Annotated in this window: 10 protein-coding genes; all 10 read left to right on the top strand. The window is 46.3% G+C overall.

Annotated features, from left to right (window positions below):
* Nucleotides 1-398 precede the first annotated feature (398 nt).
* Complete coding sequence (locus tag ACFPK9_RS03445; protein ID WP_377093259.1) at nucleotides 399-2243, top strand: sulfatase; 1845 nt, start codon at nucleotides 399-401, stop codon at nucleotides 2241-2243.
* A 219-nt stretch (nucleotides 2244-2462) separates the two neighbouring features.
* Nucleotides 2463-3644 carry a 3-dehydroquinate synthase gene (locus tag ACFPK9_RS03440; RefSeq protein ID WP_377093258.1) on the top strand — a complete coding sequence of 394 codons (1182 nt, stop codon included), beginning with the start codon at nucleotides 2463-2465 and terminating at the stop codon, nucleotides 3642-3644.
* Nucleotides 3645-3711: 67 nt separating this feature from the next.
* Nucleotides 3712-5088 (top strand): alkaline phosphatase family protein, encoded by a 1377-nt coding sequence (locus tag ACFPK9_RS03435; RefSeq protein WP_377093256.1) that lies wholly within the window; start codon nucleotides 3712-3714, stop codon nucleotides 5086-5088.
* An 82-nt stretch (nucleotides 5089-5170) separates the two neighbouring features.
* Complete coding sequence (locus tag ACFPK9_RS03430; protein WP_377093255.1) at nucleotides 5171-6451, top strand: OmpA family protein; 1281 nt, start codon at nucleotides 5171-5173, stop codon at nucleotides 6449-6451.
* 61 nt (nucleotides 6452-6512) lie between these two features.
* The gene (locus tag ACFPK9_RS03425) at nucleotides 6513-6998 is read left to right on the top strand and encodes a UvrB/UvrC motif-containing protein (RefSeq protein ID WP_377093254.1); all 486 of its coding nucleotides are present in this window, start codon (nucleotides 6513-6515) and stop codon (nucleotides 6996-6998) included.
* 4 nt (nucleotides 6999-7002) lie between these two features.
* Nucleotides 7003-8139 carry a protein arginine kinase gene (locus ACFPK9_RS03420; protein ID WP_377093253.1) on the top strand — a complete coding sequence of 379 codons (1137 nt, stop codon included), beginning with the start codon at nucleotides 7003-7005 and terminating at the stop codon, nucleotides 8137-8139.
* A complete protein-coding gene (locus ACFPK9_RS03415) occupies nucleotides 8132-10651 on the top strand; it encodes an ATP-dependent Clp protease ATP-binding subunit (protein WP_377093252.1) in 2520 nt (839 codons plus the stop codon). Before ACFPK9_RS03420 ends, ACFPK9_RS03415 begins: the two co-directional genes overlap by 8 nt.
* A gap of 271 nt (nucleotides 10652-10922) precedes the next feature.
* Nucleotides 10923-12437: a sulfatase family protein gene (locus tag ACFPK9_RS03410; RefSeq protein ID WP_377093250.1), complete on the top strand. Its 1515-nt coding sequence runs from the start codon at nucleotides 10923-10925 to the stop codon at nucleotides 12435-12437.
* Between the two features lie 331 nt (nucleotides 12438-12768).
* The gene (locus tag ACFPK9_RS03405) at nucleotides 12769-13470 is read left to right on the top strand and encodes a PEP-CTERM sorting domain-containing protein (RefSeq protein ID WP_377093248.1); all 702 of its coding nucleotides are present in this window, start codon (nucleotides 12769-12771) and stop codon (nucleotides 13468-13470) included.
* Between the two features lie 107 nt (nucleotides 13471-13577).
* Nucleotides 13578-14360 (top strand): histidine phosphatase family protein, encoded by a 783-nt coding sequence (locus ACFPK9_RS03400; protein ID WP_377093246.1) that lies wholly within the window; start codon nucleotides 13578-13580, stop codon nucleotides 14358-14360.
* Nucleotides 14361-14468: the final 108 nt, after the last annotated feature.

Here is a 14468-nt window from a genome sequence, read left to right as displayed (position 1 = left end):
TTTAGCTAACGCTAAGTGCGGGTCTTTTTTGTGGTTGGATACAGTGGATGCCGTCGCATGTTATTGAGCAAAGTCTGGTGACTTTGGGGACGTTACCGACGAGCTCTAACGAGTTAGCGCATGGCGACAGAGTTTTTTGTGCGCTAGGGTGCTGCGTGTTGAATGAGAGCGTTGATGGGGGAAAGGTAAAGCTGTATTTTTATGTTCTAAGATAATCAATAAAAAGTAGCCGAGTAAATACGGTACAGGTTTAGCATGATACTCCAGCTGTCGAGAATAGGGCGAGAGGATAGAGGTGTTTTTGTATTGCAGGTATCCCAAATTATAGGGATAGACAATTGTCAGTTAAGGGGTGTTTTATATTTGCTTGCATATACAGATGACGCGAAAAAAATATTATGTTTAAAAAAGGAATATTATTAGGAGCCACTTGGCTAGTAGGAATGGTAATGGCAGGCGCGGCAACGAAGCCGAATGTGATCATTTTTTATGTGGATGATTTGGGCTGGCAGGATGTTGAGAAGTTAAATGATTTAGGTGATCCTTGTCCTTATGAAACGCCTAATTTGATCAAATTAGCTGAGCGCGGAATGAACTTTTCGCAGGGTTATGCTCCTGCGCCAACCTGTGCGCCGTCTAGGGCTGCTATTTTGAGTGGTCAACATCCTGCCCAGACGCGTTATACGCATGTGACGGCGGCTAGTATACCCAAACAGAGTAAAGATAAAGAATTCCAGGAACCTTTTTTAGGAGCGTATTTCGATCTCGGTCATCTTACTTTAGCTGATGCTTTAAGTGATAATGGCTACAAGACTGGGCATTATGGAAAATGGCATGCAGGTTTGAACGCATCAGCCTATGGTTTTGAGTCTGTAAATCAGACTCGCGGGGTTCATCGCGGTATGGATGATCGGACGAAGGATTTTGCGACGGAAAATGATCGGCAATATCCGTTGAGTAAAGAGAAGTATCCACCTGTGTCTGAAGATTTTCCAGAAGGAATTTCTTATCCTTATGATGAGCTGACAGCAGAGGCTATCAAGTTTATGGATGAGAATAAGGATGAGCCCTTTTTTCTTAATATGTGCCATTGGATGGTGCACTGGCCTATGCTCACTCGGAATGGCGAGTTATTAGAATATTATTGTAATAAGCTGGGGCAACCCTTTCCGCCTAAGCCTGGAGCTATGACTCTACCTGGACAGCAAAATCCGTATTTCGCAGCAATGGTGACTACTGTAGATTGGAGTCTTGGACGTGTGATGGATTTCTTAGAGAAGACTGACGATCCGAGGAATCCTGGTAAGAAGTTGGTTGAGACAACGTATATCTTTTTCAGCTCTGACAATGGTGGGGCTGAAATTAAAGGGCGCGAGATCCTCTCAGATAACTATCCATTGAAGGGGGGGAAAAAGCGAACTGATGAAGGAGGAGTGCGTGTACCATTAGTTGTGACTGGCCCAGGTATTCCTGCTGGGGCTGAGGTGAGTACGATGGTGAATCAGTTAGACTTTTTCCCAACGATTATGACGCTGACCGATTCTTCTATTTCGAAAGAAGCTGCGGCGAAATTGAGTGGGCTTGATATAAGCTCAGTATTGGAGGGCAAGAGTACGAAGGTGGTAGATTCTGCGGGACAGACACGTGAAAGTTTGTTTTGGCATTTCCCTCATAACTCACAGCGTGCAGCTATTAGAAAAGGCGACTTTAAGCTCTATCGTCATTTTCAGACTGGAGAGTACTCGTTGTATCGTTTGTATAGAAATGGAGAGCTTGTCGACCTTGAGGAACAGGAGGACCTTAGCGGTAACCCAGAATTCGCAAGCGTACTGGAGGAGCTTAAGCAGGAACTTAATCAAAATTTAGTTAAAACGAATGCTGAACTGCCTCATAGAAATCCGAATTTTAAAGGCGCAAAGTTAGCTGGTGCGGAGCTTGAGAAAATTACATTTGGTGACAATGAGGCGAAGTTACAAATGGATTCTCAGAAGCCAAAAGCTGTTGAGGCCTATATTCTTTATTATCAAAATGAAGGTGTAGATGCGAAGCATGGCAAAAAGGAAAAAGATTATAATGCTGAAGGAGATCCTAAGATTAGCTATCAGGTGAAAATTCCTGCGCGCATTGATGCGGAAGGATATAAGGTGTCAGCACCAGTCCCGAGTGAGGTAGGGCGTGTGCGTTTTATCGTGATCGACGAAAATAACTATTGTCATTATTCTGAGATTTTCACGAGATCATAGCCAAGCGGAATGAGTAAATTTCAATGGGGGTGAGTTGTAAAAAACTTACCAACATTGAAATTTTGACCGATGAAGGTGCTATGGCCGTTCGAGTTGAATTCAGAAGATTGCAAGCTATGTATGGAGTAAACGAAGGTTTGAATTGTCATAAAACGTCAAAAAAGTGCTAAGATTCGGTGGCGTATTAGCGTTTCTTGTATTAGCTAATTGCTACACCTTATGACTGAGCACGATTATACCATTTCGCTGAACTACCAGCATCGCATACGTTTCACTCGAAATGCCTTCGATGAGGGGAACCGTATGCTTGCTCGTTTATTGCAGACGAATGGTCGTGCGAAGGTGTTGATTTTTTTGGAGGATTCCGTGGCTGAGGCATTTCCTAAGCTGGAGAATGAGATGCACGAGTATTTCGCGAGTACTCCAGGTCTGGAGCTAAAGCGTATTCAGGTGGCTCCTGGTGCTGAGATTTGTAAACGCGATGAGAAGGTGTTAAATTCTGTCTGGGATGCGGTGAATGAGGAAAAGATTGATCGTCATTCGTACATTTTTGCCATTGGTGGTGGTGCATTCCTTGATGTGGTTGGCTTCGGCGCGGCTACGTCGCATAGAGGTGTGCGTCTAGTACGTTTCCCAACGACCACGCTGTCGCAGGATGATTCGGGTGTGGGGGTGAAGAATGGTATCAATGCTTTTGGGAAGAAAAACTGGTTAGGTTCTTTTGCTGTACCCTATGCAGTGGTGAATGATTTTGCCTTTTTACACACACAGCCAGAGGATGTGCGTCGTGATGGTTTGGTGGAGGCTGTGAAGGTTGCGCTGGTTCGCGATGGAGCATTTTTTGATTGGTTAGAAGACAATGTGCAGTTGTTAGCTAAGCTGAAACCACATGCTTTAGAAGAGGCTGTGGAGAGGTCTGCGATTTTACATGCTGAACATATTGCTCAGGGTGGTGATCCTTTTGAACTCGGTTCGAGTCGTCCTTTAGATTATGGCCATTGGGCTGCACATAAGTTGGAGCAATTGACTGACTTTGCGCTGACGCATGCTCAGGCGGTGAGTATTGGCGTGGCTTTGGATACTTTATATTCGTGGAGAACAGGAAGGCTTTCTGAAAATGATGCGAAGCGTGTGCTAGCATTGTTAGATGGATTAGAGCTACCGCTTTATCACGAAGGTTTTGATCTCAAGCATGACAACGGACGTAGAATGGTCTTTGATGGCTTGGAGGAATTTCGGGAACATTTAGGTGGTGAGCTGACAGTTCTGCTCTTACGTGATGTAGGTAAGGGCGAGGATGTACATCATATGGATGAATCTTTGTTAGAATACTGTATGCAGATGTTGAAAGATTACAGTACGGCGAAGACTGCGGAGGAGCGTGCTAAGGTGTTTGCCTAAATTCTAAGCGATTCAAGGAACTGGGTTTGACCTTTAAAGTCGAGTGCAGGTGTCTTAGAAAATGTGTATGAAGCGTGTAGTAGCTCTCAATGTTGTTGGTCTGACGAAGTCTGTGCTTGGAGCGCATACTCCGAGGATCAATGCGTTTCTGGGTGAAGGCCAGATGAGCAGTTTTAAGCCGGCTTTTCCGGCAGTGACATGTACAGCTCAGTCGAGCTATGTGACAGGCAAGAGCGAAGGAGATCACGGGATTGTTGCGAATGGCTGGTACGATCGTGAAGCTGCCGAAGTGAAGTTCTGGAAACAGAGTAATCACATTGTTCAGGGGGAGAAAATTTGGGACAAGCTCCGTCGTGAAGTGCCGGGTTTCACCTGCGCGAAATTATTTTGGTGGTACAATATGTATGCGACTGCGGATTGGACGATTACGCCACGTCCTATGTATCCAGCGGATGGTCGAAAAGTTTTTGACGTGTATACGCAACCGATGGGGATGCGTGAGGAGATTAAAGCAGATCTCGGTGACTTTCCATTTCCTACTTTTTGGGGGCCAAATGCTGGCATTCCCAGCTCGGAGTGGATTGCATCTTCGGCGAAATGGGTGGAGCAAAAACATGCGCCGACATTGAGTTTAGTGTATTTGCCACATCTTGATTACGGCTTACAGAAATACGGTCCTGTTGCTGAGGAAATGGGGGCGGAGATTGAGAAGATTGATACAGTGGTTGGTGACTTAATTGATTTTTTTGAAGGGCGAGATGTGGATGTGGTTTTATTGTCTGAGTACGGGATTTCCAAAGTGGATCAGCCAGTTCATTTAAACCGTATTTTTAGAGAGAAGGGGTGGATTACCATCAAGGACGAGCTGGGGACTGAGATGTTAGACTGTGGGGCGTCGAAGGTATTTGCTGTGGCTGATCATCAAGTGGCTCACATTTATGTGAATGACCAAAGCATTCGTGAGGAAGTACTCGCGGTTCTTAAGGCTGTCGACGGGGTAGAAGAAGTACGCAATGCAGAGGAGAGCTTCGGTTCAGAGTTTTCAGATAAAGGTGTGGAACGCTCTGGTGATTTCATTGCTGTGAGCAAGGAGAATGCGTGGTTTACTTATTATTACTGGATGGATGATGCGTTGGCGCCAGATTTCGCACGTTGTGTGGATATCCACCGCAAGCCTGGATATGACCCTGTGGAGCTCTTTTTGGATCCGCAAATTAGCAATCCTAAGTTAAAGATTGGGAAATTCTTATTGAAGAAGAAACTAGGTTTTCGAGGACTACTGGATGTGATTCCACTCGATGCGAGCTTAGTGAAAGGATCACATGGTCGCGACAATGTGTGTGAAGAAGAGCAGCCAATTTTTGCAACACGCGGTTCTCATGGCGAGATTCACAATGCTGAAGAGGTCTTCGATAAGATCTGTGAATGTGTGAAAGGTAGCTAGTGCGATAGATCGGTTGTGAACTGGGCGTAATCTGAAGAGTTGAACTAAAGTATAGATGCTTTAGGTTGCACGCACAGCAAGTATGGCGAATCGAGGATATAGTTGGAAAAACGTCAGACAGGGGTCGACCTTTAGTCTGCCAAAAACCGAGCATATGGGGCGCTTGGTGACGGTGGCTATTGTCCTAGCTTTGCTTGCGCATGTGGTGGTGATTTTTGGACTAAAAAATATGTCTATCAGTTTTGCTGCGATTGCGAATGTTCTAGAAATAGAGACTGAGCCAATCGTCGTTCGTGAGGTAGAGTTTCGCGAATCTTTGCCTGAGGCGAAACATGAAGAGCTCGCAGAGCCACCAGAGGTAGCGGGTGATCTTTTAGATGAAATCGAAATCCTTGAGGAGTTACCTCAGGATGTAGAGATTGATATGTCACCTGATGTGAAAGATGTGGCATTTGATATCGAAATGGAAGTTCCAGCGATGAAGGGGGAGGCATTAGCTGAGAGCCTTGAGCCGATCGAGGGGCCGGATTTCTCTGAAGATATTCCCGATATTGGACGCACTGATGCTATGATCCAGCCAGCTGCTGCTGGTCAGGTGGTGATTGACCCAGGTGAACAACAAGTGGATGCTTTTGATCCAGATAAATTTAATGAGGAACTTGAGAGGAAGGGGGCCAATGGATTGGCTGACGAAGGTGCTTTAGATAGTTATACGGCTTTGTCAGCGATGGCTCAGATGTCGGGTAATGCTTTGCAGAATACGAAAGGGATGATTGGTTCGGATCTTCTATTTGAATTCAATAAGGCGGAGTTGCGTGAGAGTGCCCGTAATAGTTTGCTCAAAGTTGCTTTGTTGATCGATAAGAATCCTAATCTGAATTGTTGGATTGAAGGCCATACGGATACGATCGGGGGAGATGTGCCGAATGGTGAACTTTCGCTTCAGCGTGCTAAGGCGGTTAAGAATTGGTTGGTGGAGTCGATGAGGATCGACCCTGAGCGCTTGATCGTGATCGGCTACGGAAAGCGTCAACCCATTGTTGAAAGTGGTGATAAAGATGCACAAGCGATGAACCGCCGAGTCGTGATTAAAATGCGTCAAGGTGAACCCGAGGCGAGTTCGGAGATGTTTTTGGAAAGTCGACCTGCGAAGCAATTACCGTCTGAGTCATTGGAAGAGAAGGAAACGCCGAAACCCATTTTAGTAAAGCCGCAGGGGCCGCCGATTATTCCCACAGCGGAAAAGGTGGAGGAGGCTCCAGTTCGTGCCGTGATTGAGGAAGAAAATCGCAGAGCATTGATTGAGGAGGAAACGAGTCGGGCCGTGCCTGTTCAGCCTGGGCGAGCAGTACCTGCGGAGTAAGACAGAAAAAATCTATTTTAAAACTGGGACTTTTACGAACTCGTCCTAGGCTGGAGTTGAGATGAAGTGCGAGCTTTGCAATAACGAGGCAACGGTGTTTTACACACAAGCAGTTCAGGGAGGACAGAAGAAGATCTGCCTTTGTGAAAGCTGTGCAGAGGAACGTGGTTTGACCGACCCAGGCGCATTTTCAATGGTCGATATTCTTATGGACGAGATTCCCCAACAAGCACAGCAGTCGGCTGTAGCAGAAGTGGCAGAACAGTGCTCACACTGTGGATTTACAATTGAAGATTACCGAAAGGTGGGACGCTTAGGCTGCAGTCAATGTTACACAGCATTTCGAGGTGAAATTGTGCCAGTGTTAGCGAAAATGCATCAAGGCGTGAAACATCAAGGCAAGGTTCCATCTGGAATGGCTGAATCTATCGAAGCTCGTCAGAAACTGGAGAACTTAAAGGAAGAGCTCCAGCAGGCCATCGATGATGAAAAATTTGAAGAGGCTGCGAAGATTAGAGATAGCATTAAAAAACTAGAATTAGAATAAGGTTATGATGCGATTTGCAACATTGATGAAGCATCCAGCTGACTGGATGACAGGTAAGAATGCCAATAACGAAGTGGTGATTACCAGTCGTATTCGCTTGGCGCGCAATCTTAATGACCTTTCTTTTCCTGGTTGGGCTACTAAGGCTCAGCGCATTGAACTTTTGGAACTTATGCGACCTAAAGTAGAAGCTCTAAAGGTCATGAAAAACGGCTTTTCGCATGAACTTTCAGAGCTAGAAGCGATTCAAAAACAAGTACTCGTTGAGCGCCATTTAATCAGTCGTGAACAAGCTGCTCGAGGGCAGGGAAGTGCTGCAGTGGTGGATCGAGGTCAGCGCTTGTCCTTAATGATCAATGAAGAAGATCACTTGAGGATGCAGTCGATTCGTGCAGGTCTCGATCTGAGAGGTGCCCACAAATTACTAGGGAAAGTGGATGATGAACTCGAACAGGAGCTAGAGTTCGCTTTCGATTCTGAGCTCGGTTACCTTACTGCTTGTCCAACGAATCTGGGAACAGGAATGCGGGCATCGGCAATGTTACATCTGCCTGCATTAGTTTTGACTGAACAAATAGGTCAAGTGCTACAGGCTGTGAATAAAATTGGTTTGGCTGTGCGTGGTATTTTTGGCGAGGGAACTGAGTCGCTCGGACACCTTTTTCAAATTTCCAATCAATCGACATTGGGTGAGAGTGAGGAGGATATTATTTCGCGTCTTGAACGTGTAGTAAACCAGATCCAGACCCATGAAACAAATGCGCGTCTAAAGATGCTTGAAGATGAGCCAAATCAGCTTTCAGACAAGATTGGCCGTGCTTATGGGATGTTGAGCTATGCGACAATGTTCGATTCTAAAGAAGCATTTGCACATATCTCGCTATTGCGAATGGGCGCAGCTATGGGCTATTTTTCTGATGGAGTTATGCAGATTTGCGATTCTATGATGATGGATATTCAGCCTGCACACTTACAGTTACATGCTGGTACTGAACTAGATCCAAACCAACGGGATCAGATTCGAGCAGAAATCTTACGCGGCAGGTTGCAATCACTCGATGCCCCTGCTACATCTATTAGTAATGATCACTCAGCTGGTGGGGAGGACTCTACTGGCAATTTAAATTTCGAGAATGAATAATTTTACCCCAAGAGCACAACAAGTCCTTGCCCTCGCGCGCAAGGAAGCAGATCGGTTTAACCACAACTATGTCGGCACGGAGCACGTATTACTCGGGCTTATCAAGCTTGGACAAGGCGTTGCAGTCAATGTGCTGGAGCGAATGGGCTTGGAATTAGATGCCGTACGTCAGGAAGTAGAGAAGCAAGTGGGCTCCGGTCCCGAGCAAAATGTTTCGAGTCAGATCCCCTATACACCAAGAGTTAAAAAAGTGCTTAATCTCGCCAATAAGGAAGCGAAGCAACTTAGCCATTCCTATGTAGGAACTGAGCATTTGCTTCTTGGACTTCTCCGCGAAGGTGAAGGTGTGGCTGCACGTGTGCTTCAGAGTCTCGATGTAGATATTCAGCGCACCCGTCAGGAGGTTCTTGCGGAGATCGATCCAAATTTTAATCCCGATGACGACGATGAGGAAATCTTCGAAGTTTTCGAGGAAGGGGAAGAAGAATCAAATGAAGGTAATACTGAAGGTGGGAAAACCAAAACGCCAGCCTTGAAGGCCTTTGGGCAGGACTTGACGAAAAAAGCGGAAGAAGGTGACCTCGATCCGGTGATTGGTCGGGAAGAGGAAATCGAGAGAGTGATTCAGATTCTCTGCCGCCGTACCAAGAATAACCCAGTTCTCGTAGGTGAGGCTGGTGTTGGTAAGACTGCAATAGTCGAAGGTCTCGCCCAAGAGATTGTTTCTGGAAATGTTCCGGAACTACTTCGCGATAAGCGTGTGGTCACTCTTGATTTAGCTCTCATGGTTGCAGGTACCAAGTACCGCGGTCAGTTTGAGGAGCGCATCAAGGCTGTGATGGATGAAATCAAGAAAGTGAAGAATGTGATTCTCTTTATTGACGAGATACACACGATTGTGGGAGCTGGTTCAGCAGAAGGAGCAATGGATGCTTCTAACATTATTAAACCAGCATTGAGTCGTTCTGAACTTCAAGTAGTCGGTGCTACTACTTTGAATGAATATCGTAAGTTTATTGAAAAAGACAGTGCGCTCGAACGTCGTTTTCAGCAGGTCAAAGTCGATGAGCCATCCATAGATGATGCGATTCAAATTCTCAAAGGACTGCGTTCAAAGTATGAAACTCATCATAAAGCAAAGTATTCTGATGAGGCTCTTGAATCTGCAGTGAAGCTTTCATCTCGCTATTTAACTGGTCGTTTTCTTCCAGACAAGGCGATCGATGTGTTAGATGAGGCTGGTTCTCGTGCTCGCATCGGTCAGATGACACGTCCGCCAGAAGTCAAAGAGCTTGAGCAGAAGATTGTCGAAATTAACAAAGACAAAGTCGAAGCAATTAATGATCAAGATTTTGAAAAAGCTGCAGCTCTTCGTGATGAAGAGAAACAAGCGAAAGAGACTCTTGAAACCACACTTTCTCAATGGAAGTCTGATAGTGAAGAAAATATCGTTCCTGTCGGAGATGAGGAAATCATGGGAGTTCTTTCGAAATGGACTGGAGTACCTCTTCAGCGTATGGAGCAAAAGGAAGCAGATCGACTCCTAAAAATGGAAGAACAGCTTGGAGGTCGTGTGATCGGCCAAGAATCAGCAGTTAAAGCTATTTCAAAAGCATTACGCCGTTCACGTGCAGATCTGAAAGATCCTCGCCGTCCGATTGGCTCGTTCCTTTTCTTAGGACCTACAGGTGTGGGTAAAACTTACCTTGCTCGTAATCTTGCTGATTTCATGTTCGGTGATCCAGATTCACTTATTCAGATTGATATGTCTGAATACATGGAAAAATTTGCGACGAGCCGATTGATCGGCTCGCCCCCAGGCTATGTCGGCCATGACGAAGGTGGCCAGCTCACTGAAGCGGTGCGCCGTCGTCCGTATTCAGTGATTCTTTTTGATGAGGTTGAGAAGGCTCACCCTGATGTGATGAATTTACTTCTTCAAATTCTCGAAGAAGGCACGGTGACAGACAGTCTTGGTCGTAAAATCGATTTCCGTAATACAATCATCATTCTCACCTCTAATGCTGGAGCCTCTACTGTCAAGAAGCAGACAGCTTTAGGCTTCGGTGCGATGAGTGAAGATGAGGCTGATTTTGAAGGTATGAAATCGAAGATCATGGAAGCTTCTAAGCAGTTCTTTAGACCCGAATTTCTCAATCGTCTCGATGAACTTGTAGTATTCCACATGCTTGAGAAGAAGGATCTCGATGTGATTGTAGATCTAGAGTGTAAGAAACTCTTTGAGCGACTTGCTGATCGCGGTATCAAGATCAAGCTTGAGAAGAGTGCTCGAAACCTTCTTACCGAAAAGGGCTACGATCCGAATTACGGTGCACGTCCGATGCGCCGTGCAGTGGAGCGCTACCTCGAAGATCCTCTTGCTGAGGCGTTGCTTCGCGGTGATGTCAAAGAGGGGGATACAGTCAAGGTGACTTGTAAGAGAGGTGCAGAACAGCTCGACTTTAAGCCAGTGAAGGCAAAACCACAATCGGACGAAGCTGCGAAAGCGTAAGCTAAGAGAAGTTCGATTAGAAATTTAAAGCCTCAGAGTGTGATACTCTGAGGCTTTTTGATGATGAGACGTAGTCTGCGGTGTTGGCCGAGAAGGCGTCGAGATGAGCGTCTTAGAAATGCATTTAGTTTATAAGTACTAGAGCATGTTCTACTCTTTTTCTGAAACATTTGGCAGTGTTTACTTGTACTTAGAATGATCTATGCAATTGCCACAATTTCTATCTTGCCAAACGTTTTCTCGCTCAGCTTTTGTAACCTTGTTTTCGCTCGTGAGTATTGGCCTCAGTCGAGCTGAGTCGAAACCCAATATCATTGTCATCTACACGGACGACCAGGGTTACGGCGATGTGAGCGCGCTAAATCCAGATGCGAAATTTAAGACTCCGAACTTAGATCGCTTAGTGCATGAGGGGATCGCTTTTACTAATGGTCACAGTCCAGATTCGGTATGTACGCCGTCGCGTTATGGCTTGCTGACGGGGCGTTACCCATGGCGCACGGAGCGCAAGAGCGGTGTGCTCGGAGCCGAGGCGAAGTGTATGATCGCTGATGGGCGCATGACCTTAGCTTCGTTGCTCAAAGAGCATGGGTATCACACGGGGATGGTAGGCAAGTGGCACTTGGGAATGGATTTTCCAGGTACGCCGAAGGATAGAGACTGGACGCAACCGGTGAAGGATATGCCTTTGGACAAAGGGTTTGATTATTTCTATGGAGTGCCGGCGTCACTTAATTTTGGAGTGCTGGCATGGTTTGAAGGTCGCTACGCGAAGGTGCCGCCGACCCTGTATACCAATAAGAAAAAGAACCCGCTGTATCTCGATTACCGGATCATGCCCCCGTACGAAACGGAGCCGGGAAAATCGACAGACCCGACGCGCATCGTTAAAACGAATTTCGAGGTCGCCGAGGATTTCATCGATAACCAGTGTTTGACGCGCTTTACCGATAAGGCAATTGAATGGATGGCGACAAAGTCTGACGATGCGAAGTCGGGTAAGCCATTTTTCCTTTATCTTCCCTATACGTCTCCGCATTATCCGGTCTGTCCCTTACCTGAATTTCAGGGACAGGGTGAGGCGGGTGCTTACGGCGAGTTTGTGATCGAAACCGATTTTCATGTCGGGCGTATTATGGAATTTCTGGAGGCTGAGGGGCTCGATGAAAATACTTTGATTGTGTACACCAGCGACAATGGTCCTGAGAAGTCGTGGCCTTCACGTCTTAAAGAAACTGGCCACGATAGTCGCGGTGGTTTCCGGATGGGGAAACGCTCGGTGTATGAAGGTGGGCATCGTGTTCCGTTTTTGGTGCGTTGGCCTGCTGGTATTGCTGAGCCGGGGCGCGCATGGAATGGAGTGGTTGGTCAAACTGACTTGTTGGCAACATTTTCCGACTTGATTGGGCAGCAATTGCCAGACAGTGCGGGGGAAGATAGTCAGAGCTTCGCGGCAGTGTTGCGCGATCCGAAAACTGAGTATGAGCGCTTGCCGTTGATAAATCGCAGTAATGAATCTGGTGATGGGCGCTATGCGATCACGGATGGGAATTGGAAGCTCATTTTACCGAAAGGAAAGTTTAAGCCAGAGTTGTACGACTTAGCCGCCGATCCAGCGGAAACGAAGAACTTAGCTGAGCAGCAGCCTGAAAAGGTGCAGCAGCTACAGAAGAGTATAACTGATATTGTGGTCAAAGGTCGGACGACTCCTGGGGCCACACAGCCCAATGATACAGGCTATTGGAAGGAGCTAAGCTGGATGAGCATAGCAGATTTCGAGAAGTGATTTTCCAGTTAGACGATTTTTTCTGAATATCCTATGCTCGCCCAGCAGCTCCTCTTGCGCGTTTACTTTGGGTCAGTTTGAGGGATCAGAGAAAGAGTTCAGTCTGTTTAGAGGGGTGTATGGATACAAAATTTCGCCTCTCAAAAAAAGGAGTCTGTGTGGAGTTTGAGGAGAGCGTTTCATGCCCTTAGGTTTATTGACCCCCAGAAAATAGGGGGGTGGCGGGAGTCCTGCGATGTGTCATAGTGTCGTACCGATCCCCCCCATAAGAGAACGGGGGCCTATATCTTCAACTAGAAGATCTTATGGGACGACCCAACAACACAAACATATGAAATCTATTAAAACTCTCCTCACAGCAAGTACTGTGCTCGCGCTAGCGGGCACTCAAGCGAATGCGGCACTTATTAGCATTCTAGATTTGGCACCTGATGCTACCTCGAAAAATGGTTTCACTATCACTTCGGCAACATCGGGCACTACAGTTACGCTTAGCTTCACTCAAACTGGTGATCTCGATGGCGGTACGCTCGACGATACATTGGCGTTTGATCTAGTGTACACAGCCTATACCGGTTCAACCTACTCAGGAGGCGATGTGACTCTCGGGACGGCATCGACACCAAACATGAATAATGTCAATTGGCATAATAACACGTTCGCAGGTGGTGACACTCTGGCTCTTGAAGTGACAAATGTTAATTACACCGATGGAGAAGGTGGGGATCATCAAGCAATTTTTAATGGCTTTCTAGATATTAGACCAACGCATTATTCTAGCGCAATTGTTGGGGATGTTGATTACTATCTCAGTTTAGTTGGTGCGACTACTATCACAGGTGATCCAACATTCGGTGCTGACCTCTCAGCGAATGGTGATAATGCGTCACTTTATTTTACAGCCTCTGATGGTCCGGTGCGTCTGAGAAATTTAGATCTACAGTTTGAAACTGTAGCAGTGCCTGAGCCAAGCAGTGTAGCGCTTCTTGGATTAGGTTTCGGGGCTTTGGCTTTACGCCGTCGCCGCAGTTAGCAGCTTCAATGATCTAACAACTTTCTTCATTATGTTCCCCAGTCGGTATTCGTATTGGCTGGGGAATTATATTTTTGATAAAACGTAGAATATAATCGATTATATAGATGAATCTAAAAGCTATTCTGACTCTAGTCTTCTTTTCTGTATTTGCGAATATGGCAAACGCGGGCCTTAAAATTTATTATATTCGCCACGCGGAAGGTGGGCACAATGTTAAAAAAGCATGGGAAGAGAAAGGTGTTCCCGAATCTGAATGGCCGGCTTATGTGGGAGACCCAAATGTGTTCACTCCAAAGGGACTCAGCCAAGTGGCAAGCGCTACGGAGAAGTTGAAGCAGTATCACTTCGACTTCGTGGCGACGAGCAATGCGTGGAGAGCGCATAATACGATTGCACCCTATCTGCTAGAGACGAATCAAAAGGCGGAAGTTTGGCCTGAATTGAGAGAGGGTAAAGGGATGCTCACGATTCTCTCCGATGACCTTCCCGAAGTGAAGGAAGAGATACTCAACAAAGGAGAGGCGATTGAACTGACAAAGGGTGAAGAGGCTTATCTCGTGATTCGACCAGGAGCAGAGAATGATTATAAAAAGTATCCTAAAGGAAGTACGGAGGATGAGCAGGTTGCCTACATGAAGCATGTTTCTCTGCATGCGATTAAAATGATCGAAGAGCGCTTTGGAGGAACCGATAAGTCCATTTTGCTCGCAGGACATAATAGTTCCGGAGTCTCTCTCATGAAGTTGTTTCTGAAAAAGGCACCGACAGGGGCCGCTGCAAGAAGAGGCATCAGCAATACTGGGATTTGGATGGTCGAGCAGCAGGAAGATGGTTCTTACACTTTAAAAATCTACAATGACGAGCCCTATCAGGAAGAGTCGAAATAGGTCGTGAGTTTGATCATAAACGATTTACAAACGCTGGTTGCGTTTGGAATCTAACACATTAGAGAAAGAGGAGCATGACACTGGAACCGAGGACAAGGCGTCCCTTGA

It is taken from the genome of Rubritalea spongiae, from assembly GCF_042652385.1.
GTDB lineage: Bacteria > Verrucomicrobiota > Verrucomicrobiia > Verrucomicrobiales > Akkermansiaceae > Rubritalea > Rubritalea spongiae.
This window is presented reverse-complemented; position numbering and strand designations above follow the sequence as displayed.